Origin of the sequence: Polaromonas jejuensis NBRC 106434, assembly GCF_001598235.1 — a bacterium.
Lineage (GTDB): Bacteria > Pseudomonadota > Gammaproteobacteria > Burkholderiales > Burkholderiaceae_C > Polaromonas > Polaromonas jejuensis.
In genome coordinates this window covers 1-25334 of sequence record NZ_BCYO01000020.1, presented here as the reverse complement: position 1 = coordinate 25334, position 25334 = coordinate 1, and the positions used below count along the sequence as shown (strand labels likewise).

25 protein-coding genes are annotated in these 25334 nt (G+C 63.5%); 12 read left to right on the top strand and 13 right to left on the bottom strand.

Features of this window, described 5'->3' with window-relative positions:
- Positions 1 to 4 precede the first annotated feature (4 nt).
- The 7 genes from PJE01S_RS18460 to PJE01S_RS18430 all read right to left on the bottom strand — a co-directional run bounded on the left by PJE01S_RS18460 (position 5) and on the right by PJE01S_RS18430 (position 7897).
- Positions 5 to 1615, bottom strand: coding sequence for a gamma-glutamyltransferase family protein (locus PJE01S_RS18460; protein WP_068835123.1), 1611 nt, complete (start codon positions 1613 to 1615; stop codon positions 5 to 7).
- A gap of 162 nt (positions 1616 to 1777) precedes the next feature.
- A complete protein-coding gene (locus tag PJE01S_RS18455) occupies positions 1778 to 3289 on the bottom strand; it encodes a tripartite tricarboxylate transporter permease (RefSeq protein WP_068835122.1) in 1512 nt (503 codons plus the stop codon).
- Between the two features lie 11 nt (positions 3290 to 3300).
- Positions 3301 to 3789 carry a tripartite tricarboxylate transporter TctB family protein gene (locus PJE01S_RS18450; protein WP_068835121.1) on the bottom strand — a complete coding sequence of 163 codons (489 nt, stop codon included), beginning with the start codon at positions 3787 to 3789 and terminating at the stop codon, positions 3301 to 3303.
- A gap of 150 nt (positions 3790 to 3939) precedes the next feature.
- Positions 3940 to 5742, bottom strand: a complete 1803-nt coding sequence (gene tfpB, locus PJE01S_RS18445; RefSeq protein WP_068835120.1) for a type IV pilus assembly ATPase TfpB — start codon at positions 5740 to 5742, stop codon at positions 3940 to 3942.
- Between the two features lie 34 nt (positions 5743 to 5776).
- A complete protein-coding gene (locus PJE01S_RS18440; protein WP_068835119.1) occupies positions 5777 to 6556 on the bottom strand; it encodes a class I SAM-dependent methyltransferase in 780 nt (259 codons plus the stop codon).
- A gap of 4 nt (positions 6557 to 6560) precedes the next feature.
- On the bottom strand, positions 6561 to 7055 hold the full coding sequence (locus tag PJE01S_RS18435; RefSeq protein ID WP_068835118.1) for a DNA-deoxyinosine glycosylase: 495 nt from the start codon (positions 7053 to 7055) through the stop codon (positions 6561 to 6563).
- The gene (locus PJE01S_RS18430) at positions 7049 to 7897 is read right to left on the bottom strand and encodes a TatD family hydrolase (RefSeq protein WP_068835117.1); all 849 of its coding nucleotides are present in this window, start codon (positions 7895 to 7897) and stop codon (positions 7049 to 7051) included. The genes PJE01S_RS18435 and PJE01S_RS18430 overlap by 7 nt, the downstream gene beginning before the upstream one ends.
- 163 nt (positions 7898 to 8060) lie before the next feature.
- Here PJE01S_RS18430 and PJE01S_RS18425 point away from each other — a divergent pair, with 163 nt between their 5' ends.
- The 8 genes from PJE01S_RS18425 to PJE01S_RS18390 all read left to right on the top strand — a co-directional run bounded on the left by PJE01S_RS18425 (position 8061) and on the right by PJE01S_RS18390 (position 16340).
- The gene (locus PJE01S_RS18425; RefSeq protein ID WP_068835116.1) at positions 8061 to 9137 is read left to right on the top strand and encodes an extracellular solute-binding protein; all 1077 of its coding nucleotides are present in this window, start codon (positions 8061 to 8063) and stop codon (positions 9135 to 9137) included.
- A gap of 22 nt (positions 9138 to 9159) precedes the next feature.
- Positions 9160 to 10284, top strand: coding sequence for an ABC transporter ATP-binding protein (locus PJE01S_RS18420; protein ID WP_068835115.1), 1125 nt, complete (start codon positions 9160 to 9162; stop codon positions 10282 to 10284).
- Positions 10274 to 11176 (top strand): ABC transporter permease, encoded by a 903-nt coding sequence (locus PJE01S_RS18415; protein ID WP_068835114.1) that lies wholly within the window; start codon positions 10274 to 10276, stop codon positions 11174 to 11176. The genes PJE01S_RS18420 and PJE01S_RS18415 overlap by 11 nt, the downstream gene beginning before the upstream one ends.
- The gene (locus tag PJE01S_RS18410) at positions 11173 to 12042 is read left to right on the top strand and encodes an ABC transporter permease (RefSeq protein WP_068835113.1); all 870 of its coding nucleotides are present in this window, start codon (positions 11173 to 11175) and stop codon (positions 12040 to 12042) included. Before PJE01S_RS18415 ends, PJE01S_RS18410 begins: the two co-directional genes overlap by 4 nt.
- Before the next feature lie 161 nt (positions 12043 to 12203).
- Positions 12204 to 13127: a S1C family serine protease gene (locus PJE01S_RS18405; RefSeq protein WP_068835112.1), complete on the top strand. Its 924-nt coding sequence runs from the start codon at positions 12204 to 12206 to the stop codon at positions 13125 to 13127.
- Positions 13128 to 13136: 9 nt separating this feature from the next.
- Entirely contained in the window at positions 13137 to 14156 is a 1020-nt protein-coding gene (locus PJE01S_RS18400) for an AAA family ATPase (protein ID WP_068835111.1), read from the top strand.
- Positions 14157 to 14294: 138 nt separating this feature from the next.
- A complete protein-coding gene (locus tag PJE01S_RS18395) occupies positions 14295 to 15257 on the top strand; it encodes a DUF58 domain-containing protein (protein ID WP_245660847.1) in 963 nt (320 codons plus the stop codon).
- Between the two features lie 21 nt (positions 15258 to 15278).
- On the top strand, positions 15279 to 16340 hold the full coding sequence (locus PJE01S_RS18390) for a VWA domain-containing protein (protein ID WP_068835109.1): 1062 nt from the start codon (positions 15279 to 15281) through the stop codon (positions 16338 to 16340).
- A gap of 57 nt (positions 16341 to 16397) precedes the next feature.
- Here PJE01S_RS18390 and PJE01S_RS18385 read toward each other — a convergent pair whose 3' ends face one another.
- The 6 genes from PJE01S_RS18385 to PJE01S_RS18360 form a co-directional block, all read right to left on the bottom strand.
- Positions 16398 to 17663 carry a hypothetical protein gene (locus PJE01S_RS18385; RefSeq protein ID WP_068835108.1) on the bottom strand — a complete coding sequence of 422 codons (1266 nt, stop codon included), beginning with the start codon at positions 17661 to 17663 and terminating at the stop codon, positions 16398 to 16400.
- A 35-nt stretch (positions 17664 to 17698) separates the two neighbouring features.
- Positions 17699 to 18457: a hypothetical protein gene (locus PJE01S_RS18380; protein WP_068835107.1), complete on the bottom strand. Its 759-nt coding sequence runs from the start codon at positions 18455 to 18457 to the stop codon at positions 17699 to 17701.
- Between the two features lie 25 nt (positions 18458 to 18482).
- The gene (locus PJE01S_RS18375) at positions 18483 to 19040 is read right to left on the bottom strand and encodes a hypothetical protein (protein WP_068835106.1); all 558 of its coding nucleotides are present in this window, start codon (positions 19038 to 19040) and stop codon (positions 18483 to 18485) included.
- A gap of 29 nt (positions 19041 to 19069) precedes the next feature.
- A complete protein-coding gene (locus PJE01S_RS18370; protein WP_068835105.1) occupies positions 19070 to 19345 on the bottom strand; it encodes a DnaJ domain-containing protein in 276 nt (91 codons plus the stop codon).
- Between the two features lie 272 nt (positions 19346 to 19617).
- Entirely contained in the window at positions 19618 to 20436 is an 819-nt protein-coding gene (lolD, locus tag PJE01S_RS18365; protein WP_281178627.1) for a lipoprotein-releasing ABC transporter ATP-binding protein LolD, read from the bottom strand.
- Positions 20429 to 21685, bottom strand: coding sequence for a lipoprotein-releasing ABC transporter permease subunit (locus PJE01S_RS18360; protein ID WP_068835104.1), 1257 nt, complete (start codon positions 21683 to 21685; stop codon positions 20429 to 20431). The genes lolD and PJE01S_RS18360 overlap by 8 nt, the downstream gene beginning before the upstream one ends.
- A gap of 33 nt (positions 21686 to 21718) precedes the next feature.
- Here PJE01S_RS18360 and PJE01S_RS18355 point away from each other — a divergent pair, with 33 nt between their 5' ends.
- The 4 genes from PJE01S_RS18355 to PJE01S_RS18345 form a co-directional block, all read left to right on the top strand.
- The gene (locus tag PJE01S_RS18355) at positions 21719 to 22744 is read left to right on the top strand and encodes a hypothetical protein (RefSeq protein WP_068835103.1); all 1026 of its coding nucleotides are present in this window, start codon (positions 21719 to 21721) and stop codon (positions 22742 to 22744) included.
- A 26-nt stretch (positions 22745 to 22770) separates the two neighbouring features.
- Complete coding sequence (recJ, locus tag PJE01S_RS18350; protein WP_068835102.1) at positions 22771 to 24510, top strand: single-stranded-DNA-specific exonuclease RecJ; 1740 nt, start codon at positions 22771 to 22773, stop codon at positions 24508 to 24510.
- A 182-nt stretch (positions 24511 to 24692) separates the two neighbouring features.
- Positions 24693 to 24896, top strand: a complete 204-nt coding sequence (locus PJE01S_RS25595; protein ID WP_169804399.1) for a hypothetical protein — start codon at positions 24693 to 24695, stop codon at positions 24894 to 24896.
- Positions 24897 to 24905: 9 nt separating this feature from the next.
- A partial coding sequence (locus PJE01S_RS18345; RefSeq protein ID WP_157090384.1) for an ABC transporter ATP-binding protein occupies positions 24906 to 25334 on the top strand: 429 nt, incomplete at its 3' end.

Below are 25334 nucleotides of genomic sequence, written 5' to 3'. Positions count from 1 at the left end.
TCCCTTAAAACCCGACCGCCTGGCCGTCGCGCCGCGCATCGCTCGCCGCCACATAGCCTTCCACGTTGGGGTTACCGGCACGCCAAATGAACTGGCCGGCGCCAAAGTCCTGGTAGGAATCGCTGATGACCGCCACACGGTGGCCGCGCTCGGCCAGGCCCTGCACGGTGGCCGGGTTCATCGTGGCTTCGGCATTGATCTCGAGGCCGGCGTTGTAGCGCCAGCGCGGTGCATCGCAGGCCGCCTGCGGGCTCTGGCCGTAGTCCAGCATGCGCACCAGTGTCTGCATGTGGCCCTGCGGCTGCATGTTGGCCCCCATCACGCCATAGCTCATCACGGGCTGGCCGTCCTTGCTGAGGAAGGCCGGGATGATGGTGTGAAACGGGCGTTTGCCCGGCGCCACCTGGTTGGCGCCGGCCTGCAGGCTGAAGCCATGGCCGCGGTTTTGCAGGCTGATGCCAAATTCCGGCTCGACGCAGCCCGAGCCAAAACCCATGTAGTTGCTCTGGATGAAGCTCACCATCATGCCGTTTTCGTCCGCTGCGCTGAGATAAATCGTCCCGCCCTTGACGGGATTACCCGCCCCGAAATCCTGCGCCTTGTTCATATCGATGAGTTTGGCACGCGAAGCGAGGTAAGCGTCATCTAGCATTTGTGCGGCGGTCACCGCCATTGACGACGGCTCGGCCACATAGTTGTAGACATCGGCAAAGGCCAGCTTCATGGCTTCGATCTGCAAATGCTGGGAATCCACGCCATCGACCGGCAGGCTGGCGACGTCGAACTTCTCCAGCATCCCCAGCGCCATCAGCGCCGCTATGCCCTGGCCGTTGGGGGGAATCTCGTGCAGGGTGTAGCCGCGATAGTCTTTGGCGATGGGCTTGACCCATTCGGGTTGATAGCCCTCGAAATCCCTGGCGGTGATGCTGCCGCCGTGCTGCGCCGAAAACTTTTCTATGGATCGGGCAATGGCGCCGCCGTAATACGCCGCCCCCTTGCTCTCGGCAATGGCCCGCAGCGCCTTGGCCGCAGCCTTGAACTGGAACAGCTCGCCCACCTGGGGCGCCCGGCCCCAGGGCAAAAAGGCGTCGGCAAAGCCGGGCTGCGACCGCAGTTCGGCGCTGGCTGCGGCCCACTTCTGCTGCACCACGGGCGGCAGCAGGTAGCCGCGTTCGGCGATTTCAATGGCCGGTTCCATCAGGTCGGCAAACGGCAGTTTGCCAAAACGCTCGCTCAGCGCCATCCAGCTGCCCACCGCGCCGGGCACGCTGACCGAATCCATGCCGCGCTTGGGCGGCGTGCGGGCCTGGGCACCGTATTTGCGCCTGAAATACCCGGGCGTCCAGCTCTGCGGCGCAGGACCCGAACCGTTCAGCCCATGCAGTTCCTTGCCGTCCCACAAAATGCAAAAGGCATCGCTGCCCAGGCCGTTGCTGACCGGCTCGACGATGGTCATGGTGGCGGCCGCCGCAATCGCCGCATCCACCGCATTGCCGCCCTTGAGCATCATGCGCAGGCCGGCCTGCGCACCCAGCGGGTGGGAGGTGGAAACCACATTGCGCGCAAAAACCGGAAGGCGCGTGCTGGTGTAGGGGTTGTGAAACTTGAAGTTCATGCGCTGATTATCAGGTGCAAGTGTCGTGGGGCCTTCGCTGCAGCCGCCCGCAGAGAGACCCGGAGATGCCACCCGGGCTTGCAGGCGCCTCGGATGCCGCCCGATAAAAACAAAAACGGCCCCCGAAGGAGCCGTTTCACTACTTTCCCTGAAGCGTGAAGGTCACTCTTCGACGAAAGCTTCCTCGCGCTTGTTCTTCACGGAGGGCAGCAGCACGATCACCAGCAACAGCATCGCGGCGACCAGCAAACCGGCGGAGAGGGGGCGCGTCACAAACACGCTCCAGTCACCACGCGACAGCAGCAGCGCGCGGCGCAGGTTTTCTTCCATCATGGGGCCCAGGATAAAGCCCAGCAGCAGGGGCGCGGGTTCACAGCCCAGCTTCACGAAGAGGTAGCCGATCACACCGAAAGCACCCACCATCCAGACGTCGAAGGTGTTGTTGTTGGTGGAATACACGCCAATCGCGCAGAACAGCACAATCGCCGGGAACAGGTAGCGGTAAGGCACGGTCAGCAGCTTGATCCACATGCCGATCAGCGGCAGGTTCAGGATGATCAGCATCGCATTGCCGATCCACATCGAGGCGATCAGGCCCCAGAACAGTTCCGGGTTGCTGGTCATGACCTGCGGGCCGGGCTGGATGTTGTGAATCGTCATGGCCCCCACCATCAGGGCCATCACGGCATTGGGGGGAATACCCAGCGTGAGCAGCGGAATGAAGGAGGTCTGCGCGCCGGCATTGTTGGCCGACTCCGGTGAAGCAACGCCGCGGATATTGCCCTGGCCGAAGGCCACTTCGCCCGGCTTCATCTTGATTTTCTTCTCCAGCGCATAGGCTGCGAAAGCCGCCAGCAAGGCGCCGCCGCCCGGCAGAATGCCCAGCGCAGAACCCAGGAAGGTGCCGCGCAGCACGGCGGGCGCCATGTCCTTGAAATCCTGTTTCGTCGGAAACAGGCCCGTTACCTTGGCCGTGAACACTTCGCGTTCATGTTCCGGCTGTGCCAGATTGCTGATGATTTCGCCGTAGCCGAACACACCCATGGCGATCACGACAAAACCAATGCCGTCCGTCAGTTCGGGGATGTCGAAGCTGAAACGCGCCACGCCCGAGTTCACGTCGGTGCCGACAATGCCGAGCAGCAGGCCCAGCACGATCATGGCAATCGCCTTGAGCAGGGAGCCGGAAGCCAGCACCACGGCGCCAATCAGGCCCAGGGTCATGAGCGAGAAGTATTCGGCCGGGCCGAATTTAAAAGCCAGTTCCGTCAACGGAGGCGCGAAGGCCGCGAGAATCAGCGTGCCGACGCAACCTGCGAAAAACGAACCCAGGCCGGCGGCGGCCAGTGCCGGCCCGGCCCGCCCTCTTCGCGCCATCTGGTAGCCGTCAATACAGGTGACCACCGAGGAAGACTCCCCGGGCAGGTTCACCAAAATGGCGGTGGTCGAGCCGCCATACTGCGCGCCGTAATAAATACCGGCCAGCATGATCAGCGCCGACACGGGCGGCAGCGCGTAAGTCGCGGGCAGCAGCATGGCAATGGTGGCCACCGGTCCGATGCCGGGCAGCACACCAATCAACGTGCCCAAGATGCAGCCAATCAAGGCATAGAGCAGGTTGATGGGCGTGAAGGCGACGCCAAAGCCCAAGGACAAATTTGCAATCAAATCCATTTTTTATCTCCTTAGCCGGCGATGAAGAAGGGCCACACCGGGAACTGCAGCTTGAGCAGGATGACGAAAGCGACGTAGCTTCCGGCGGCCAGGACAGTCGCCAGAATGAAGGTCGCCTTGAACTTCCAGCCAGCCTCAGCCATGCTGGAGATAAACGTCAACGCATAAATGGCCACGATCATGCCCATGGCCGGCAGGCCAATCGAAGGCAAGCCTGCGAGCAGGACACCGAAAGCCAGGTTGGCCAGAATGATGTAGAACAGCGGCTTCCAGGCCCATTTGCCGATTTTGTCGCCGCCTTCGGCCTCGACCACCAGCGCCTTGAAAGTGATGGCCGCCCCCAGAACGGCCATCAGGATGCCCAGCATGAGCGGGAAGTAGCCGGGGCCCATGCGGGCGCCTTCGCCGACGTTGTAAGTCGTTGCACCCCATGCGAACGCCACGCCGACGCCCATGAACATGAGGCCTGAAAAAAAGTCTTTTTGACTCTTGATATTCACAGAATGTCTCCTCTAGATAAAGAATGAACCTGCGGATTGTGCATTCAATTACCCAGCCGGGGCATGTGGCTTTCACTTACCTTTCACTTTTCTTTCGCCTGCCTTTCAATGGCAAGAGGGCCAAGCGCCGCCAGAAACCATGATTCAGGCTCAGGCCATGGGGGGCGTGGCTGACAGGATTTCCTCGACCGTTGTCAGGCCCTCCGCCACCTTGAGCGCGCCCGCCAGCCGCAGCGGACGCATCGCTTCCGTGATCGCCTGGCGGCGCAGCGCATCAATATTGGGCTCTTTCGAAACCTTTTCCTTGAAGCCTTCGGTGACCGTCAGCAGCTCGTACAGGCCCATGCGCCCGCGGAAGCCGGTCATGCGGCAGTCCACGCAGCCCACAGGCTTGTAGGGCCGGTAGCGGCCAGTGATTTGCCAGGGTTTCACCAGCTCGGCCAGCGTTTCGCGCGAGGCGCTTTCGTCCGGCTCGCGGCAATTGCTGCACAGGGTGCGAACCAGCCGTTGGGCCAGCACGCCCAGCAAAGTGGCATTGATCAGGTAGGACGGAACACCCAGCTCCATCATGCGGGACACCGCCGAGGGCGCGTCGTTGGTGTGCAGGGTGCTGAAGACCAGGTGGCCCGTCAGCGCGGCCTGCACGGCCATTTCCGCGGTTTGCAGGTCACGGATCTCGCCCACCATGATGATGTCCGGGTCCTGCCGCATCAGCGCGCGCAGCCCTTCCGGAAAATTGAAGTCCAGGTGCGCCTGCACCTGCGTCTGGTTGAATGCAGGCTCGATCATCTCGATCGGATCTTCAATCGTGCTGACATTGACCGCTTCGGTCGCGATACGTTTGAGCGTGGAATACAGCGTGGTGGTCTTGCCCGAACCGGTCGGCCCGGTCACCAGCACGATGCCGTGGGGGCGTTTGACCAGTTGCTCCCAGCGCTCCGCGTCATGCTGCGAAAAGCCCAGTGCATCCAGGTCCTTGACCGTGGTGTCGGGGTCAAAAATACGCATGACCATTTTTTCGCCAAACGCCGTGGGCAAGGTGGACAGGCGCATTTCCACCTCGTCGCCGCGCGGGTTGCGGGTCTTGATGCGGCCGTCCTGCGGGCGGCGTTTTTCCACCACATCCATGCGCCCCAGCAGCTTGATGCGCGCCGTCATGGCGTTGTGCACGCCCATGGGCAGCTGGTACACGGGATGCAGCACGCCGTCGATGCGAAAACGGATCACGCCCTGCTCGCGCCTGGGCTCCAGGTGAATGTCGCTGGCGCGCTGGTCAAAAGCGTATTGCCACAGCCAGTCCACCACCTGCACCACGCCCTGGTCATTGGCATCGAGCTGCTTGTTTGTCTTGTTCAGCTCCACCAGCTGCTCAAAGCTGGCCGAACCCGAACCGCCGCCCGCCTTGAGTGCCGCCTTGACGGATTTGGCCAGCGCAAAAAATTCGGCCGTGAACTTGCTGATTTCCTGCGGATTGGCCACCACCAGGCGCACGCTGCGCCGGGACTGGCGCTCCACTTCCTGCACCCAGTCGGTGATGAAGGGCTCGGACGTTGCAATCACCACCTCGTTCGGGCTGACCTGAACCGGCAGCACCTTGTGCCGCTCGGCATACACCGCGGACATGGTGTCGGCGACCTTGCCCACATCGACCTTCAGCGGATCAATCCGCAAATAGTGAAGGCCGGCACGGCCGGCCAGCCACTGGGCAATGGTTTCTATATCGAGCGGTTTGCCGTCGGCCACGCGTGTCATGCCGACACTGGCCAGCCTCACCAGGGGGTGCTGGGCGCTTTGCACCTGCGAACAGCGGGCAATGGTGCGCTGCGCCTCTGCGGCGCTGATGACGCCGTCTTCACTGAGCCACTCGACCAGGCGGCGCCAGTCCAGCGGACCCGCGTGGCTCTTTTTAGTCGGGGAAGCACCTGGGGATGGGGGGGGCATCAGGGCACTCATGGCAGGCACTGTACCCCATCCATCATCCCGGACTTCATGTCAGCGGCTTGAAAAGCCGCAGCCATTTTTTGGCCGGCAGGTCCCAGCGCGACTCAATCACGCCCGCCTGGGCCAGCAGCGCGGCCCGCTCAGGGCGTGTCGGCTCGCGCTGGGCCAACACCACCGTGTTGCCCTCTCGCGTCGGCCGGAAAGCCCAGACCGACTCCCCGCCAAAGGCCTCGGCAATCCTGCTCAGGGATTGCTCATAACTGGAGTCGCGGCCGAAAAGGTTGACCGTCATCACGCCGTCCTCGCTGAGCAGGCCGCGGCAGTGGGCATAGAAATCGGCACTGTCCAGCACCGGTGCGGCGGCTTCATGGTCGTAGAGGTCCACATGCAAAAGATCCACCGTTCCCTGGTGCCCGGGTTTCTGCATCTCCTGGGCCGCGTCGGCTTCGATGACATGCAGCCGGAGGTCGTCGCGCGGCAGCTTGAACCAGAGCCGGCAGGCCGTGATCACCTGCGGGTTGATCTCGATGGCGGTGGTTTTCATGCGCAGCTTTTTGTAGCAAAACTTGGTCAGTGCCGCCGAGCCCAAACCCAGTTGCATGGCGTGTTTTTTGGACACCGAGGCGGCATCCATGAACAGCAGGCCCGCCATCATGCGCTGCACATACTCCAGCTCGATGTCGTAGGGCGCATCGCGCAGCATGGAGCCCTGCACCCATTCGGTGCCCAAATGCAGAAAGCGCACGTCGCCATAGTCGGAAAAATTGACTTCCGGCAGGTCTTCCAGGGGGCTTCTGCTGGCTTTCACGGTATCTTTTCTCGACATTCAATCAACCTATATGCTTTTCAAAAACCTCGCGCCAGGCGGCGAGTTTGCGTTCAAACGACCAGGACGCATTCGCCGGGCTGGTCGAAGGCAGTCTGTAAACCGGTAAACCCAGCCGCGTGGTGTGCCCCGAATGCTTGAAGCTCTCGCCGCCGTTGTGGGCGATCGCCTGCAAATCAGGGCAAAGCCGCTTCAGCCCGGCAAAATCGTTCACCACCGGGTTGCGGATGCGGCTGTCCAGACTGCCTTCGCGCTCGCAGGCCGCGTACACGTCCCACACGCCCAACTGCCTGGCCAGCAGCCACTCGCTACGACTTTGATAGCTGTCTGCGCCCGTTGGCATTGGGCTGGATGGCCAAATGGCTTGCAAAATCCGCCAGAACTGGTTTTGCGGGTGCCCATAGTACTGCTGCGCCAGCAGCGAGGCCACGCCCGGAAAACTCCCCAGTATCAGCAAACGCGTGCGGCTGGAGATCAGCGGCGGCAAGCCCGTCAGCATGACACCAGCGCCCCAAGCCTGGGCAGGGCCTGCAGCGCATTGGCGGTCGTGGCGGCCGCCAGCGCTTCAATCGGCAAGCCGCGCAGGCCGGCCACTAGCTGGGCGATGCGCGGCAACTCGCCCGGCTCGTTGCGGCCCTGCGCCTGGCCGGCTGCGCGCTGCGCTGCCGTGGCGTAAAGCCACTGCGGGGGAATGTCCGGCGAGTCGGTTTCCATCACCAGGACCTCCAGCGGCAGCTCGGCGGCCAGGCGCTTGAGCTGCAGGGCCGGCTCAAACGTCACGGCCCCGCCAAAGCCCAGCTTGAAACCGAGCTTGATGAATTCCATGGCCTGCTGCTCGCTGCCGTTGAAGGCGTGGGCAATACCGCGCCAGCCACCTTCGGGCGCCAGCTCCCGCAGCTGCTTGAGCAGCTGGTCGGCCGAGCGCCGCACATGCAGGATCACCGGCAGGCCGTGCTTGCGCGCCAGTTTGAGCTGCTCGCGGTAGAAATGCGCCTGGCGCTCGCGCAGCGGGCTTTGGGTCAGGGCCGGCACAAAGAAATCCAGGCCGATTTCGCCCACCGCCACCAGGCGCGGGTCAGACTTCCTGAGTGCCAGTTCCGCGTCCAGCACCTGCAAATCGGCATCCTGCGCCTGGTGGACACACAGCGGATGGATGCCCAGGGCGTAGCTGTCCGAAAACTGGTGCGCCAGCCGGCGCACCGCCTCAAAATTGCCCACGCCGACGGCAGGCAGCACGCAATGCGCCACCTGCCCGGCGGCGGCCCGCGCACGCACCGCGACCACGTCCGAAGAGAACTCTGCGGCGTCGAGGTGGCAATGCGTGTCAATCCAGAAAGTCATGCAGAAAAGAAGGAAAAAGGGAACGGATGCCGTCCAGGCAAAGGATATTGACACAGAAATGAAATGGGGCCACGCTATGCTTTTTGGGGGAATGCCTGCGCATTCCTGATCGTTTTCCCTGATCTCTTCCGCGTCTGTCATCTTCGTCAACAAGGAAAGCCAAATGAAATTATCCCGCCTGATTCGCCTCACGCTTGGAGCCAGCCTCGTGGCTTCGAGTTTTGCCAGCCCCGTCTGGGCTCAGGAGCAGAAGCTGCGGCTGATCACCTGGGCCGACTATGTGCCCTCCGAGGTCGTGACGCTGTTCAAAAAGGAAACCGGGATTGATGTCGAGATCACCCTCTCGAACAACGAGGAAATGATCTCCAAGCTGCGCGCCACCGGCGGCGCGGGTTTTGACCTGGCCCAGCCCTCGCAGGACCGCATCACGGGCCCGCAGCAGGAGTTCGGCATTTACAAGCCCATGGACCTGAGCAAAATCAAGTCCGAGCTGTTCATACCCTCCATGCTCGAGGCCACCAAAAAGAACACCACCTTGGCCGGCAAAGTGTATGGCCTGCCGCACCTCTGGGGCACCGATGGCCTGGTGGTCAACACCAAGCTGGCCAAGATGAGCGACTATCCCGACCTGTGCAAGGCCGATGTCAAGGGCAAGACCGCCGTTCGCCTGAAACGGCCCACCCTGCTGGCCTTTGCCTTTGCCTCGGGCAAGGACCCATTTGCACTTTACAACGACCCCAAGGCCTACGGCGCGCTGATGGACGACGTGGGTAAAACCATGGTGGCCTGCAAGAGCAACATCAAGTTTTACTGGGATAACAAGGACCAGCTGCTCAACGGCATGCGCGCCGGTGAAGTGGTGGGCGCCATGATGTGGGACACCGGCGGCTGGAAGCTCAACAGCGAAAAACCGGAAATCCAGTACATCGCGCCCAAGTCCGGCGCCCTCGGCTGGATCGACACCTTTGCCATTCCTGCCAAGGGCCGCAACGACGCTGCCGCCTACGCCTGGATCAACTTCAACATGCGCCCGGAAATCGCCGCCAAGGTGGCGAGTTCTGCCGGCAACTTCACCGCCTCCAAGGGGGCTGACCAGTTGATGGACGCCAAGCTCAAGGCCCAGTTTGCCGCCAGCTTCCCCGAAGCCGCGCTGAAAAACGTCAAGTGGTATCCCGCCGTGCCCGCCGGCATCGAAGACATCGAGGGCCGTGTGCTGGACCGCATCAAGGCCGCGCAATAACGACCAGCCGGCGACGCCAACGGTGCCAGCAGACCTGCAAGCCGAACACCTCGGTAAACACTATGGGGGCCAGCCCGCCGTCAAGGACCTGTCCCTGACGGTCGAGCGGGGCAGCTTTTTCTCCATCCTCGGCCCCTCGGGCTGCGGCAAAACCACCCTGCTGCGCATGATCGCCGGCTTTCTGGCGCCCGACACCGGCCAGATCCACATCGGCGGCCAGCCGATGAACGGCGTGCCGCCCAACCGGCGGCCGGTCAACATGGTGTTTCAGCACCTGGCGCTGTTTCCCATGATGTCGGTGGGCGAAAACGTCGGCTACGGTCTGGCGCGACGCGGCCTGCCGCGCGCCGATATTGCCAAAAAAGTGGGGGCCATGCTCGAGCGCGTGAGCCTGCCGGGCATGCAGGACAAGCGCGTTGACCAGCTCTCGGGCGGCCAAAGGCAGCGCGTGGCGATTGCCCGCAGCCTGGTGCTGGAGCCCACCCTGCTGTTGCTGGACGAACCGCTGGGCGCGCTGGACCTCAAGCTGCGCGAGCACATGAAGATAGAGCTCAAGCAGCTGCAGGCGGACTTCGGCACCACCTTTGTCTACATCACGCACGACCAGTCGGAAGCGCTGGTGCTGTCGGACCACGTCGCGGTGATGAACGCCGGCCGCTTTGAGCAGGTGGGCACACCCCAGCAGCTTTATTACGAGCCGCAAACCCCTTTTGTCGCGGGTTTTGTGGGCGCCAACAACCGCATTTCCGGGCATGCCAGCGCGACGGATGCGCCCGGGCAAGACGGCCTGGTCGCGTTCACAACGGGGCAGGGCATGCCCATGCTCGCCCGGGCCGCGGGCCGGATTGACCCCGGGCAGGCCGTCGAGGCCTTTGTCCGCCCCGAAGCCGTCAGCCTCGCACGCAACCCCGGCGAATTGCCGGCCGGCCAGCGCCGCCATGCGGGTCAGGTCGAAAGCCTGCTGTTTGATGGCGCCAACTCTGCGGCGCTGCTGCGGGAAGCCAGCACGCGCGCGGAGTTTCGCGTCGCCCTGCCGCAAACCGGCCGTTTTGCCGACCTGCGTATCGGAGAGACCGTGGCCTTCAGCTTTGACCCGCAGCACGCCGTCTGTTTTGCGGCCTCCGCCCCCCGGGCTCATGCCCACTGAGCTCAGCCCCTCTGGAACGGGTGCAGCCGTAGCGCCGCAGGCCCGGCTCATGCTGCTGTTGCTGCTGGCGCCGGCCCTGCTCTGGCTGGTGGGCCTGATTGTGCTGCCGCACGTAGACCTGGCGGTGCTGTCCCTGCGCGAACGCATCGCCCCGCGGCAGTACGCACCCAGCCTCGCGCAATACCGCACGTTTATTGAGGAGCCGCTGTACTGGCACACCTTTGTACGCACCGCCCTCATGTCGATCTTCGCCACCCTGTTGACGCTGCTGCTGGCCTTTCCGGTGGCCTGGACCATTGCCAAGCTGGTGCGCGGCCGCGTCAAGTCGCTGTTGCTGGTGCTGTGCCTGATCCCCTTCTGGGTCAGCGAAACCGTGCGCACGCTGGGCTGGATGATCTTGCTGCGCGAGTCCGGCGTGCTGCCCGCCCTGCTGGTGCAACTCGGCATCACGCGTGTGCCCGTGGAAATGCTCTACCGCGACGCCACCATTCTGGTCGGCCTGGTATATACCTCCATGCTGTTCATGGTGGTGCCACTGATCAGCGCCCTGGAAAGCCTGGACGACGCCCTGATCGAAGCGGCCTACGACCTGGGCGGCAACGGCCCGTCCATCCTGCGCCAGATCGTGATTCCGCATGCGGCGCCCGGCATTCTGGCCGGCTGCATCGTGGTCTTCATGCTGACACTGGGCAACTACCTCACGCCCACCTTGCTCGGCGGCAAAAACTCCCTCTGGTTTACCGAGCAGATTTACACCCAGTTCATCACCCGCTTCAACTGGGAGCAGGGAGCCGCCTTCGGCTTTTTGCTGCTGGGCTTGTCCACTGCCATCGTCTGGCTGGGCCTGAAGCTCACCGGCCAGAAGTTCGGCGAAGTGATGCAGCGCTCATGATTGCCTCCCTGCCCCGCCCCGCCTGGCTGCGTGCCAGCACGCTGGTTTACGGCATGGCTTTTTTCGCCTTCCTGTTTTTGCCGTTGGTGGTGGTGGCGCTGTTTGCTTTTAATGACGCGCCCTACCCCGCCCCGCCCTGGCGCGGCTTCACGCTCGACTGGTTTTTGGGCAGCCGCAGTTCACACAATGGCCGCACCGGCCTGTTCGCCGATGGCCCGCTGCTGGCCAGCCTCTGGACCAGCGTGGTGGTGGCCAGTTGGGTCACGCTGCTGGCGGTGCTGGTGGGCACCACCAATGCCTTTTTGATTGAGCGCAGCCGGTTTACGGGCAAGCAGGCCCTGTCCTTGCTGATGCTGGCCCCGCTGGTGATCCCGGGCGTGATTCTGGGCATCTCCATCCTGGCTTTTGCCAGCCGGCTGGCGCAATTGGCCAACGACATGTGGGGTCTGGAGCTGGATTTTCTGCGCCCCGGCCTGTCGCTGGTGGTGCTGGGACAGTTTTCCTACATCGTGTCGATTGCCACCCTCATCATCAGCGCGCGCCTCAAACGCTTCGACATCACCCTGGAAGAGGCCGCCTACAACCTGGGCGCCTCGCGCGCGGCAGTCTTCGCCACCATCACGCTGCCGGCGCTCAAACCCGCGCTGCTGGGTGCGGCAGCCATCTCGTTTTTGATGTCCTTTGAGAACTTCAACACCACACTGATGCTGGTGGGCTCGGATGCACCGCTGACCGTCATGATGTATGGCCGCATGCGTGAAGGCGCCACGCCGGTGCTGAACGCCGTCAGCCTGTTTCTCATGCTCGCCTCCGCCGCACTGGCGCTCACCCTGCTGCGCAAACCGGCCAACGCCGGAACCAGCTGAACCGTAGCGGCCGGCCAGCCCGTCATTGGGTCAGCAGGCGCTACAAACGCTTGCTGATACCCGTCAATATAGCGATTTGATGACGTGCAAAAATGCAAAAATCGTGATACGGTGCAGCTGTCACACCCTCGGTTTTTGTCATTGACCTCACAGGTGAACGGATGCGAAGGCCTGCCCTTTACAGTAGCTCCAGCCACGGCCACGGTGGGAGCGGGGCCACGGCCGGGCCGAGCGGCGAAGCGCCGCCATCCGCAGAGCCACCAAACCGTCCCGACCCGATCAAGCGCTGGTCAGTCCACAATGTCTACCTCCTCTGGTGTGTGGTGGGCTTGCTGGCTTTGCTGCTGGCCATCAATTTCTCCCTGTCAATGCAGCCTGCGGCCCACCAACTCACCCAGGAGAACATCAACGCAGCGGTGCTGAAGACCCTGGAAACCACCACCCTGCCCTCCCCCGCCGCGAAAGCCTATGACGCCATCAGCCCCTCGGTGGTGCGCGTGGTTGGCCTCGGCAAGGGCACGAAAGGCAAGGACGGCAAGGAAGATGTCGACCGTAGCGTGGGAACCGGCGTGGTCATCGTGGACAAGGGCATCATCCTGACCAACCTGCATGTGGTGCAAGGCGCCGAAACCATCAAGGTCACGTTTGCAGACGGTCTGGAATCCACCGCGTCCATCACGGGTGTGCAACCCGAAAACGACCTGGCTGTCTTGCAGGCGCACACCATCCCTGACGACCTGCCAGCCGCCACCCTGCGCTCCACCGCCGATCTGGCGCCGGGCGATCAGGTGATGGCCGTGGGCTATCCCTTTGGCATTGGCCCTTCAGCATCGGCCGGGATCATCTCCGGGCTGCAGCGCACTTTCCGCTCCCCCGTGGGCAAGCAGCAGATGACCAACCTCATCCAGTTCGATGCCGCAGCCAACCCCGGCAATTCCGGTGGCCCCCTGGTCACCATGGACGGTGAAGTGGTGGGCATCGTGACCGCCATTTACAACCCCAACCAGCAACGCACGTTTATCGGCATTGGTTTTGCCGTGCCGATTGAAAACGCAGCCTCGGCTGCCGGCATGCCCCCCTTCTGAAGGACCGCCATGGACTCGACCAACCCCGATCATGTAACTGCCGGCCAGGACAGCGCGCAATTGATGGAGCAAATCCTCTACGAAGTCAAACGCGTGGTGGTCGGGCAGGACCGGTTTCTGGAACGCGTCATGGTGGCCATCCTGGCACAGGGCCATTTGCTGGTGGAAGGCGTTCCCGGCCTGGCCAAGACCCTCACCGTCAAAACGCTGGCCAGCACCGTGCGCGGCGAATTCAAGCGCATCCAGTTCACGCCCGACCTGGTGCCGGCCGATCTGGTGGGCACGCGCATTTACAACCAGAAAACCGGCGAATTCAGCACCTCCCTCGGGCCGGTGTTCACCAATCTGCTGCTGGCCGATGAAATCAACCGCGCGCCCGCCAAGGTGCAAAGCGCGCTGCTCGAGGTGATGCAGGAGCAGCAGGTGACGATTGCGGGCCACACGCACAAAGTACCCGTACCTTTTCTGGTGATGGCGACGCAAAACCCGATTGAGACCGAAGGGACCTATCCGCTACCGGAAGCACAGGTGGACCGCTTCATGATGAAGGTGCTGGTGGACTACCCCAGCGACGAGGAAGAGTTCGTCATCGTCCAGCGCGTCACCGGCCCCGCAGTGGCCGTATCGGCCGTGGCCAGCACCGAACAGCTGACCGCCCTGCAGGCCGAATGCCGGCGCATTTATGTGGACCCCTCTCTGGTGCAATATGCGGTGCGTCTGGTCTCCAGCACCCGCAACCCGGCCAAACATGGGCTCAAGGAGCTGGAGCGCTTCATCACCTTTGGCGCCAGCCCCCGCGCCACCATCAACCTGACCGAAGGCGCGCGCGCGCTGGCCATGATGCGTGGGCGTAGCTATGCGCTGCCTGAAGACATGGCCGACCTGGTGCCGGACGTGCTGCGCCATCGCCTCGTGCTCTCCTACGAAGCCTTGTCCGAAGGGCTGTCTGCCGATCAGGTCGTGGGCAAGATCATGGCCAAAATTCCGCCACCCGCCAAACCGCTTGAGCATGAAAAACTTGCCGCCTAGAATGAGCCCTCACGCTCCACCGCTACGCGGGTCGCTGCCCCCCGGGGGGGCCGCTGCGCCTGCGGCCCGGCAAAGCCGGTTCCGCGGCCCCGGCTTGAATAAAGCGCCCTCGGCGCTGCCGCCGTCAGGAGCATGCCCATGAGCAGGCCTTCATCCGACGCAGAGCAGTTGCTCAGACGCCTCGAGTGGACCGTACTGCGCCGCCTCGACGGGCTGCTGCAGGGCGACTACCGCACGCTGCTGCGCGGCACGGGCATGGATCTGGCGGACCTGCGCGAATACCAGTACCACGACGACGTGCGCCACATCGACTGGAACGTGACCGCCCGCCTTCAGCAAGCCCATGTGCGCGTCTTCACCGAAGACCGCGAAATGAGCGCCTGGTTTTTGCTGGACCTGAGCCCGTCGGTGGATTTCGGCTCCGGCGAGCAACGCAAACGCCATGTGTCCACCGACTTCGTTGCCGTCGTGGCGCGCATGCTGACGCGCCATGGCAACCGGGTGGGCGCCGTGCTGTATGGGTCCGGCGTCGATACCGTGATTCCGGCACGCGGCGGCCGCCACCATGTGCTGCGCCTGCTGCATACCCTGCAGACACGGCCCCTGGCAAATGAAGCGGATGCCGGAGCCGGCCCCACCCGCCTGCATGAGTTGCTGGAAGCTGCCGGCAACCTGGTACGCCGCCGCTCCACCCTGTTTGTGGTGTCCGATTTCATCAGCGAGCCGGGCTGGGAAAAGCCCTTGGGCTTACTGGCCCAGCGGCACGAAGTGGTGGCGGTGCGCCTGCTCGACCCCCTGGAACTTGAGCTGCCCGATCTGGGCCTGATTCCCATCCGCGATGCCGAAACCGGCGAGCAGTTGCTGGTGGACACCCATGACGCGGGATTTCGCAAACGCTTCGCGCGCATTGCCGCCCAGCGCGAAGCCGAGTTGCGGCAAGCCCTGGCGCGCGCCGGCGTTGACACGCTGGAGCTCTCGACCGATGACGATCTTGTCGACGCCATCCTGCGCTTCACCGATCTGCGCAAGCGCCGCAGCCAGTCATCGGGCGCCCATGCCGCAGGCGGCAGGCTGCCCGCCCATCTGCAGCACGCCGCCTGAACCACCGCCCAAGGCCCTGCGATGACTTTTCTCTGGCCCCAATTTCTCTGGCTGCTGCTGGCACTCCCGCTGCTGGTGGTGATGTATGTCTGGCTCATGCGCCGCAAGAAAAAAATGGCCTTGCGCTACGCCAGCCTGTCCATCGTGCGCGAAGCCATGGGCAAGGGCCAGAGCATTCGCCGGCATATTCCGCCGCTGCTGTTCCTGCTGTCCCTGGCGGCCATGCTGGTGGCGTCTTCACGCCCGTTTGCCGTCGTCAGCCTGCCCTCGCAAAATGAAACCATCATGCTGGCCATGGACGTGTCGGGCAGCATGCGGGCGACCGACGTACAGCCCAACCGCCTGGTGGCCTCGCAAAATGCGGCCAAGGCCTTTCTGGCTGATTTGCCGCGCAATGTGCGCGTCGGCATTGTGGCGTTTGCCGGCACTGCCGCCGTGGTGCAGCAGCCCACCCTGAGCCGCGAAGACCTCATATCGGCCATCGACAAATTCCAGCTTCAGCGCGGCACGGCGATTGGCAACGGGATTGTGATGGCGCTGGCCGAACTGTTTCCCGATGCCGGCATCGATCTCGCCTCCATGCAATACGGCCGCGAGCGAACCCGCGGCATCTCACTGGACCAGACCGCCAAAGAGGACGCCAGCGGCAAGGATGCCAAGAAGGACTTCATACCGGTAGCGCCCGGCTCCTACACCTCGGGCGCCATCATTTTGCTGACCGACGGCCAGCGCACCTCCGGTGTGGATTCACTCGACGCGGCAAAGCTGGCGGCAGACCGCGGGGTGCGCGTCTACACCGTAGGCATAGGCACGGTGGAGGGTGAAATCATCGGTTTTGAAGGCTGGTCCATGCGCGTCAAGCTTGACGAGGAAACCCTTAAAAGCATCGCCCGAGCCACGCAGGCCGAATACTTTTACGCCGGCTCAGCGTCCGATCTCAAAAAAGTTTACGAAACCCTCAGTTCCAAATTGACGGTCGAGAAAAAGGAAACCGAAATCTCCGGACTGCTGGCGCTGGCCGCGGCGGCATTGGCGCTGCTGTCGGCCGGGCTGTCGCTGGCCTGGTTTAACCGGATTCTTTGACGCGCCGCCCTGCCGGCTCAGAGCGATAGCCGCAGGCTCACAAAGCCGAAGCCATCCCTATTTCACATGGCATTCACGCCGCAATAAAGCCAGCGCGTCTTGCTGCGCATATGCCGAATCGCTTTGCAGCGTGTTCTGCGCCTCCTCAACGAAGTCCGCCCACAACCGGGCATAGTCGTCCTGATGCTGCGCGGGGGCATGATTCAGGATGTATTGACGCGCCAGGTCCGGGTTGAACCCCGGCCTGGAGCCGGTTTTCTGAATCTTGCGAATCAGGCTTGCGGCAGCTTTTTCGGTCAATAGCGTTTTGGGAGCAGCGCCCGCGGCCACGCACACAAACAGCGTGAGCAGCGAGCCGTCATCGCTGTGCCCCCCGGTGGCTTTGTTCCAGGCTGCGGATGCCAGTCTGTCATGGTGGTCCACTTCGCTCAAGCCGTCTTCCAGCCAAAAATAGCGGCCCATGAATGCGGGGCTTCGGTCAAAAAGCTGTCGGGCGGGCAAAGTGGAATCCAGAATTTTCGGCACATCCGCCATCACCGACTGCCGCACCGCCTCCACCACCGCCCTGAAGTGAGCGGGCAGGCTTTCCGGCACGACGATGGGGAAGCCCGGCTGGCTGGCCCTGGCGTTCCCGGCCGCTTGGGCCACCCCGTACTTTTTGCGCAATGCAGTCACCATTTTCTCAAACGCGATCCAGTCGGGCATCTCGCTGCGGCCGGTCGCCAGCGTCAGGAGCGCTGTGCGGATGATCGCTTCGGCATCCTTGCCGGCGTCTTCCAGCTCGGCGGCATCCATCCCCAAGCCGTCTGCCAGCCAAATGGCCGCGTCCATCACCTGCCCCACCTCGCTGCGCTTGGCGAGTTCGGCTTGATAGTCAGCCAGACTTCGCAGCGACCATTTGGCAAGGAGAGGAATCTGGTCATCGGTGAAACCGCTGCGCGCATTCATGCCAAAGTGACTGTTCTGCGGCATGGCCAGCAGGGCCTTGAGCATGTCCGAGCCACCTTTGGAGCGGGACAAAAACGAATGATCGCGCAAGGACTCGGCGGCTTGCCGCAAGTCGCCGGCGCTGGTACTTTCAAGGTAAAGACCGACCAGATTCACGATGCGGTCTTTGGCTTTTTCAAGATCGGGGCGCAAAAACTCGTTGCCAAAGTAGCGCGCAATCTGCACCATGCCTTTCGGGGCATCGGCACAAATGGCCTCCAGCTTCTGGCGGTCGATGATGCCGTTCCGCACGCCGTACTGCAGCGCTTTTTCAAAAAATGGGCGTGCGTCATACAGCGAGATGGCTGCGGGCGTGTCGATGGTGTGCGTTGACATCGTGAACAGGTGTTGCTTTCTGGGGCCAGCCGCTTTTAAATCGCTGACTCCTCATCCGACTCACGCGCGGCAGGCGTCACCTGGCCGCGATCGGTGTCCCCCGTTTCTACCTTGCCATCGTCCTCTTCAGCGTCGCCCTCCTCTTCAACGCCATCGGCCATCATCAAGTCGTAAGCGCGTGCCTTCACGCGCAGCACCGTCAGCATTTCGATGAAAAGGTCGGGGCACTCATAACGCAACAGCCACGCCAGCTCCATCCAGTCGTGATCGGCAATTTCGTCGCGCTCGACGCCGGGTTTCTCGTAGGCTGAAGCCTGCAGAGCGGCTTTGGACAGCAGCTCGCCGGTGTCCTTCATCGCATCAAAGGTGCCGGTGCGGGCAAAGGCTTCGACACGGGCCCATTTTTCAGTGAAATAGTCGGCCAGGGCTTCGCTGCCGCCCTCCAGATCGCCAATCGCGTTTAAAAATTCAAGCGGATCAGCGTCTTCTCTAAAAACGATGGCGTTCACCATGCCGCGCAAGTGGGTGCGGGTCAGGTCCTTGTACTGCTTTTCAATCACCACCGCGCGCGCGAACTGCTCGGGCGTGACCAGCAGGTTGATCACCGACTCCTTCGAGCTGTCGTATTCACGGATCACCGCCAGGATGTCTTTGGGCGGCAACTGATCCAGCACCACCATCAGCGCGGCGTCGCCTTCGGTGTCGGCCAGTTCGACCAGTGCGCCTTCAGCGCCCACGATGTCACCGGCAGCAATCAGGGTTTGGGTCTTTTCGATAAGGGCAAGGTAGTTCATAAGGGCTTCACGTTCAATCTATCTGTCAATCTTTGCGGTCAAAGCCCTGCTCGACCAGCCAGTCGGCGCCCGCCTCTTTGCTTGCGCGCTCATCACCGTCTTCATCCGCGTCAAAGTCCTCCTGATGATCGGCGTCTTCATTGGCCCCTGCGTCATCGGATTCCTCGCTGTCGTCTTGCATGGCAGGCGCCGCAGCCGGCTTGCCCGCCATGTATTCCAGCGCTGCCGCCACCGTCAAAAACCACTCGCCGCCAGGCGCTTTCAGCACGGCCTGGGCCAGCTCACTGGCCCAGGGGGTCATCTCGATGCCCTCGGCCAGGCCGCCCCAGTCCGGCAATTCATCGGCCTCAAGGCCGAGCAGCTGATCCATCTGGGCAGGCTGCTGGAAACGGAAACCCTGATGAAAGATCACGGCCACCATTTCGGGGCACAGCTCCATCATCTGCAGCAGAAAACTGATTTCCTTGCGTTTGTCGGCCAGGCGCTGGCGCAGCACATCGCGTCCGTCGGAGTCAAATGTCAAGTCCTCCATTTCGGACTGGTAGGCCGAACGCAGATGGCGGAAAAAGGGGGAGATACTCATGTCACCGGATCCTTCGTGTCATGCACGTATCAAAGTAATGGATTGAAATAAGCTTTCCAGATTTCACGCGCCGTATCGATGGGACTGTCGAGCAGGTTACGGCGGCGGTTAGCGTCGTAGGCTTGGCGCCTGTCCGCATCGGAGAGCACTTCGTAAGCCTCTTGCACCGCCCGAAAGCGCGCTGCGGCATCTGGCGCGGCATTTTTGTCGGGATGCCAGAAAGACGCTTTCTGGCGAAACGCTTTTTTGACATCGGCCAGCGTCGCAGCGCTGCTGAGTCCAAGGGTGGTGTAGTGATCTGTCATGCGGGCTGTAGCTTTGTCCTGGAACCGGAAGCGATGGGCTACCACGGCATGCGGAAAGGTTTCATGAGCCTGAAGAGGCCCATCGAAACGCGCGAGCCGGTGATTATCCCCGACTACCGCCACACCGCCTGGACTCGCGCCCAAACACCGGGGATCGAAAACGGGTATATATGCGCGTCAAGCCTGCCGAAAAAGCCCGCCAAGGCCTTGCCGGCACCCCGCAGGCCGGCTATTTTTGCGGCCAGGGCGGCGCCCATGGCCAGGCGCCCTCTTCATCCCACCTCGGACAAACGGCCCAACACCAGCCTCAACTGCCGCCCGCAGCGCGCGGCCAGCGCCTCATCGTGCGTCACCATCACAAAGGCCGTGCCATGCTCGCGGGCCAGTTTCAGCATCAGCTGAAACACACCGTCCGCGGTGGCGCGGTCCAGGTTGCCGGTGGGCTCGTCGGCCAGCACGCAGGCCGGCTGCGTGACCAGGGCCCGGGCGATTGCCACGCGCTGGCGCTCGCCGCCGGAAAGCTCGGAAGGGCGGTGATGGACGCGGTCCTTGAGGCCCACATCGGCCAGCATTTTCATGGCCACCTGCGCAGCCTCCTCGCGCTCCCGGCGCCGGATCCACAGTGGCATGGCGACGTTGTCGAGCGCACTGAACTCCGGCAGCAGGTGGTGAAACTGGTACACAAACCCCAGGTGCTGGTTGCGCAAGGCGCCCTGCCGGGCCGGGGACAGCGCCGACAGGGTTTGCCCCTTGAGTTCGACCTGCCCGCTGCTTGGAGCGTCCAGCCCCCCCATCAAATGCAGCAAGGTGCTTTTGCCGGAACCCGAAGCCCCGACGATGGCCAGTGCCTCACCGCGGTGCACCTGCAGGTCCACGCCCTGCAGCACCGTCACGTCGAGCCGGCCTTCGGTAAAACGCTTGGTCAGGCCGCTGGCGCGCAGCACGACTTCGCCTTGCAGTTGGGCGGGTTCGGGCCCTTGTCCATCCAGGTTCCGGCCGCGGATCTGGCTTTGCCAGGCCGCAGGCGGGGCGGCCCCCTCGGGGGGCAGCGAACCACTCGAAGAGGGGAGCGTGGGGGTCATATTATTCATAGCGCAGGGCCTCCGCCGGGTTCACACGGCTGGCGCGCCAGCTGGGGTAAATGGTGGCCAGAAAAGCCAGAATCAGGGAAATGACGACGATGGGCATGATGTCGCTGTACTGCGGCTCGCTGGGCATGCGGCTGATGAGGTAGATGTCCTTGGGCAGGAAGCTGGCATTGAGCAGCCGCTCCAGCGCCGGCACGATGACGTCGATGTTGAAGGCAATGCCCAGGCCCAGCAACAGGCCGGAGAGCGTGCCTATCACGCCGACCATGGCCCCCTGCACCATGAACACCCCCATGATGCTTTGCGGGCTGGCGCCCAGGGTGCGCAGGATGGCGATGTCGGCGCGCTTGTCGGTCACCGTCATGACCAGGGTGCTGACCAGGTTGAAGGCCGCCACCGCCACGATGAGCGTGAGGATGATGAACATCATGCGTTTTTCCAGCTCCACGGCGGCAAACCAGCTCTTGTTCTGCCGCGTCCAGTCGCGAATCAGCAAGTCGCCGCTCAGGCTGTGGGACAGTTCCAGCGCGACTTCACGCGCCTGGTGCAGGTCCTTGAGCTTGATGCGGATGCCGGTCGGCCCCTCCAGCCGGAAAATTTTGGCAGCGTCATCCTGGTGCATCATGACCAGCGCCGAGTCGTATTCAAAATGCCCCGAATCAAAGGTGCCCACCACCGTCATCTGCTTGAGGCGCGGCACCACCCCGGCCGGCGTGACCTGGCCGCTGGGCGCAATCAGCGTGACGGTATCGCCTTCACGCACGCCCATGGCGCGCGCCAGCTCGCCGCCCAGCACCACGCCAAAGCCGCCGCTGACGAGTTTCGGAAAGGCGGTTTTCTCCAGCTCCACGGCCAGGTCGGTCACCTGCCCTTCCAGCGCCGGGTCAATGCCCCGCACCAAAGTGCCTTTCATGTCTTCGCCGCGTGCCAGCAGGGCCTGTGCCGCTATGAAAGTTGCAGCACCGACGACATTCGGGTTGGCCCTGATCTCGGCCAGCGTTTTCTGCGGATCGGGCAAGGCGGCACCCTGGGGGGCGAACACCTCGATGTGCGAGATCACGCCCAGCATGCGGTCGCGGACTTCCTTCTGGAAGCCGTTCATCACGCTCAGCACAATGATCAGCGCGGCCACACCCAGCGCAATGCCCAGCATGGACACGCCCGAAATAAAGGAGATAAAGCCGTTGCGCCGGGTGGCGCGGCCGGCGCGGGTGTAGCGCCAGCCCAGAATCAGCTCGTAGGGGATTTGCATGTCGACAATTGTGGCATCCCGGACAATAGCGCCATGTCAGCCCTTCCCGCATCACGCACCGCCCCGGCGCCGCATCACCTCTTGATTCCCTTTGCGGTCTGCAACTCCGACCACTGGTTGCCCGCCATGAAGGCCCTGCCAGAAGGCAGCACGCGCCAGCTCCACCAGTTGCTGCAAGGCATGAAGGAAGTGCACAACGATGTACAGGATGCGCAAACCCTGTCGCCGCCGCACGAACGCGCGCTGGCCCGGGCGCTGGGCCTGGCCCATGCCGAAACGCCGGATGGCCTGATTCCGTGGGCCGCCAAAGACGCCGCGGAGCGGCTGCGGGCCGACAGCAGCCGGGGCTGGGCCTGGATCACGCCCTGCCACTGGGCCATGGGCCGCGAGCACGCCATCCTCACCGACCCGGCCGCCCTGGCCTTGCGCGAGGAGGAGTCCCGCGCCCTGCTGGCGGCCATGCAGCCGTATTTTGAAACCGACGGCATCACGCTGCACTATGCGCAGGAATTGGGGCCGGAGCGCTGGCTGGCCGAGGGCGAGCTGTTCCGCACCCTGCCGAGCGCCTCGCTGGACCGGGTGCTGGGCAGCAACGTGGACCCGTGGCTGCCCAGCGAAAAGGACGATGTAAAAGGCGGAGCAGCCGGGAAAATGCGGCTTTTGCAAAACGAAATGCAGATGCTGCTCTACACCCACCCGCTGAATGAGGTTCGGGTGGCCCGGCGCCAGTTGCCGGTGAATTCCTTCTGGCTCAGCGGCACGGGCGCGCTGGCGACGGCCGCGGCGCAGGCGCCGGATGGCGAGATCAGCATGCCGCGCAGCCTGGCCCAGGCCGTCTTTAACGATGACTGGGCGGCTTACGCGCAAGCCTGGGCCGCGCTGGATGCCGGCGACATCGCTGCCCTGCTGGCGCGCCAGCGGGCCGGCGAGCGCGTGCAGCTGACGCTGTGCGGTGAGCGCGGTGCCCGCACGTTTGACAGCAGCCAGGCCAGCCTCTGGGCCAGAATTTCAAACCTTTTAGCCCCCAAGCCTCTATGGAATGAGCTTGGGAAGCTATAAAAACAATAGTAAAGATCTACCACCCGATGAAAATACAGGTACGCGACGTGCCGCCGCGCAGCGTCTGGGCGCTGCAGCAGGCCGGCATTCACCCCTTGCTGGCGCAGCTCTATGCGGCGCGGGGCGTTCACACGGCACAGGAGCTGGACGATGGCCTGGCCCGGCTGCTGCCCCCCGGCTCGCTGCACGGCGCGCAGGAAGCCGCCCGCTTGCTGGCCGATGCCATGGCCGCCGACCGGCACATCTGCGTGGTCGCCGACTATGACTGCGACGGTGCCACCGCCTGCGCCGTGGCCCTGCGCGGCCTGCGCCTGCTGGGCGCGAAAAACGTCAGCTACCTGGTGCCGGACCGGATCGTCGATGGCTACGGCCTGACCGCGACCATCGCCGACCGGGTGAAGGCCAGCGGCGCCGACATGCTGGTGACCGTGGACAACGGCATTGCCAGCCTGGACGGCGTGGCCCGCGCCAAGGCGCTGGGCATGCAGGTGCTGGTGACCGACCACCACCTGCCCGCGCTCAGGGACGGCCAGGTGGTATTGCCCGACGCCGACGTGATCGTCAACCCGAATCAGCCCGATTGCAGCTTCGAAAGCAAATCGATTGCCGGCGTGGGCGTGATGTTTTATGTGCTCTTGGGCCTGCGCGCCGAGCTGCGTGAACGCGGCCTGTTCACAGCTCAAGATCAGCCCAAGCTGGACACCCTGCTGCCGCTGGTGGCGCTGGGCACCGTGGCCGACGTGGTCAAGCTGGACGCCAACAACCGCCGGCTCGTCGCCCAGGGCCTCAAACGCATACGCGCCGGGCATCTGCCCGCCGGCATTGCCGGCCTGTTCACGGCGGCAGGCCGGCAGGCAGCGGTCGCGACCACCTTCGATTTTGGCTTCGCCCTCGGCCCGCGCATCAACGCGGCCGGCCGCCTCAGCGACATGACGCTGGGCATCGAATGCCTGCTCACCGACGACGCGGCACGCGCCGACGAGCTGGCCAAAATGCTGGACGGCATCAACCGCGAACGCCGTGACATCGAGGCCGGCATGCGCGAGCAGGCCCAGCTGGCCGCCGACGCCATGATTGACGAGGATGAGGAGCCGCCGCCGGCGATCGCCATCTTCGATCCGGACTTCCACGAGGGCGTGGTCGGCATCGTGGCCTCGCGCATCAAGGACAAGCTGCACCGGCCGACCTTTGTGTTTGCCGCCAGCCAGGCGCCGGGCAAGGAACATGAGCTCAAGGGCTCGGGCCGCTCGATTCCCGGCTTTCACCTGCGCGATGCGCTGGACCTGGTGGCCAAGCGCTGCCCCGGCGTGCTGCTGCGCTTTGGCGGCCACGCCATGGCGGCCGGCTGCACCATTGCCGAAGAACACTTCGAGGCCTTTGAGCTGGCGCTGCAGCAGGTCGCCCACGAATGGCTGGACGCCGCCACCCTCACGCGCCGCCTGGACACCGACGGCCCGCTACCCGCCGAATACCGCCGCGCCGACGTGGTGGACACGCTGCATCGGGAAGTCTGGGGCCAGGGCTTTGCGGCCCCCACCTTCAGCGAAGAGGTGGAGGTGCTGTCGCAGCGCCTGGTCGGTGAAAAACACCTGGCCCTCAAGCTCAAGCACCAGGGCCAGCCGGTGGACGGCATCTGGTTTGGCCACACCGAGTCGCTGCCCGCGCGCGTCAAACTGGCGTTCCGGCTCGATGCCGATGAGTGGCAGGGCGTCAGGCGGGTGCGCTTTCTGGTGGAAGGCGCTGAAATCCAGGCCCCCACGTCGTAAGGACTTTTTTAGCCCTGGCTTTGATTTGCCTGGCTGGATACTCATCCCGTTATAAATTTCAGGAAAGCCCTGCCGCCTTCGGCGCCTGCGCAACAGCTTGGAAGGCGCTCCTGTTTTTATAGCTACTCACGCATGATCCACAAGCGCCAGAGCCCGATTTAACGCCCCTCGGCGCCCATCTTTTGAGCAGCAACACGTTGTTCATGACGTTCACCGAGCTCATCGCCATCGCCGCCCTGGCCACAAGATCTTCGGGAGCGTCTCGTTTGAGTGCAGGCGGCACACCGGAATCGCACCCGATCCGGGCAATTGAGCACCAACGGCGGGCAATTTTGTATGCAATTCATGATTTAAACCGTACACAAGGCTGGCATGTGTTTTGCTGAATGTGCTGCATGAACGCAGCCGTGCCCGCGACCAAGTCCCCCCCGCCATCCGCAGCCATTGAACTGGTCGCCTTGACCAAACGCTATGCGCAAGGCAGTCCCGCAGTGGACCGCATCAACCTGCGCATCCGAAGCGGCAGCTACTGCTGCCTGCTGGGGCCCTCGGGCTGCGGCAAAAGCACCACCTTGCGCATGATTGCGGGCCACGAGTCGGTCAGCAGCGGCGACATCCTGCTGGAAAACCGCAACATCACCGACCGGCCCGCAGCCGATCGCGGCACAGCCATGATGTTTCAAAGTTTTGCGCTGTTTCCTCACCTTAGCGCGCTCGACAACGTGGCCTTCAGCCTGAAGATGAAGGGCGTGGGCAAGACCGAGCGCCACACCCGGGCAAAAGACTTGCTCGATCGGGTGGCCATGGGGGCATTGGCCAATCGC

Bases quoted from the DNA above. Each gene is read 5' to 3' on its own strand.
- PJE01S_RS18440 (WP_068835119.1), bottom strand. From the start codon at position 6,556: ATGTCGAGAAAAGATACCGTGAAAGCCAGCAGAAGCCCCCTGGAAGAC.
- PJE01S_RS18385 (WP_068835108.1), bottom strand. From the start codon at position 17,663: ATGTCAACGCACACCATCGACACGCCCGCAGCCATCTCGCTGTATGAC.
- PJE01S_RS18375 (WP_068835106.1), bottom strand. From the start codon at position 19,040: ATGAGTATCTCCCCCTTTTTCCGCCATCTGCGTTCGGCCTACCAGTCC.
- PJE01S_RS18400 (WP_068835111.1), top strand. From the start codon at position 13,137: ATGGACTCGACCAACCCCGATCATGTAACTGCCGGCCAGGACAGCGCG.
- PJE01S_RS18405 (WP_068835112.1), top strand. From the start codon at position 12,204: ATGCGAAGGCCTGCCCTTTACAGTAGCTCCAGCCACGGCCACGGTGGG.
- PJE01S_RS18395 (WP_245660847.1), top strand. From the start codon at position 14,295: ATGAGCAGGCCTTCATCCGACGCAGAGCAGTTGCTCAGACGCCTCGAG.
- PJE01S_RS18390 (WP_068835109.1), top strand. From the start codon at position 15,279: ATGACTTTTCTCTGGCCCCAATTTCTCTGGCTGCTGCTGGCACTCCCG.
- recJ (WP_068835102.1), top strand. From the start codon at position 22,771: ATGAAAATACAGGTACGCGACGTGCCGCCGCGCAGCGTCTGGGCGCTG.
- tfpB (WP_068835120.1), bottom strand. From the start codon at position 5,742: ATGAGTGCCCTGATGCCCCCCCCATCCCCAGGTGCTTCCCCGACTAAA.
- PJE01S_RS18430 (WP_068835117.1), bottom strand. From the start codon at position 7,897: ATGACTTTCTGGATTGACACGCATTGCCACCTCGACGCCGCAGAGTTC.
- PJE01S_RS18355 (WP_068835103.1), top strand. From the start codon at position 21,719: ATGTCAGCCCTTCCCGCATCACGCACCGCCCCGGCGCCGCATCACCTC.
- PJE01S_RS18435 (WP_068835118.1), bottom strand. From the start codon at position 7,055: ATGCTGACGGGCTTGCCGCCGCTGATCTCCAGCCGCACGCGTTTGCTG.
- lolD (WP_281178627.1), bottom strand. From the start codon at position 20,436: ATGAATAATATGACCCCCACGCTCCCCTCTTCGAGTGGTTCGCTGCCC.
- PJE01S_RS18460 (WP_068835123.1), bottom strand. From the start codon at position 1,615: ATGAACTTCAAGTTTCACAACCCCTACACCAGCACGCGCCTTCCGGTT.
- PJE01S_RS18455 (WP_068835122.1), bottom strand. From the start codon at position 3,289: ATGGATTTGATTGCAAATTTGTCCTTGGGCTTTGGCGTCGCCTTCACG.
- PJE01S_RS18360 (WP_068835104.1), bottom strand. From the start codon at position 21,685: ATGCAAATCCCCTACGAGCTGATTCTGGGCTGGCGCTACACCCGCGCC.
- PJE01S_RS18410 (WP_068835113.1), top strand. From the start codon at position 11,173: ATGATTGCCTCCCTGCCCCGCCCCGCCTGGCTGCGTGCCAGCACGCTG.
- PJE01S_RS18370 (WP_068835105.1), bottom strand. From the start codon at position 19,345: ATGACAGATCACTACACCACCCTTGGACTCAGCAGCGCTGCGACGCTG.
- PJE01S_RS18425 (WP_068835116.1), top strand. From the start codon at position 8,061: ATGAAATTATCCCGCCTGATTCGCCTCACGCTTGGAGCCAGCCTCGTG.
- PJE01S_RS18415 (WP_068835114.1), top strand. From the start codon at position 10,274: ATGCCCACTGAGCTCAGCCCCTCTGGAACGGGTGCAGCCGTAGCGCCG.
- PJE01S_RS18380 (WP_068835107.1), bottom strand. From the start codon at position 18,457: ATGAACTACCTTGCCCTTATCGAAAAGACCCAAACCCTGATTGCTGCC.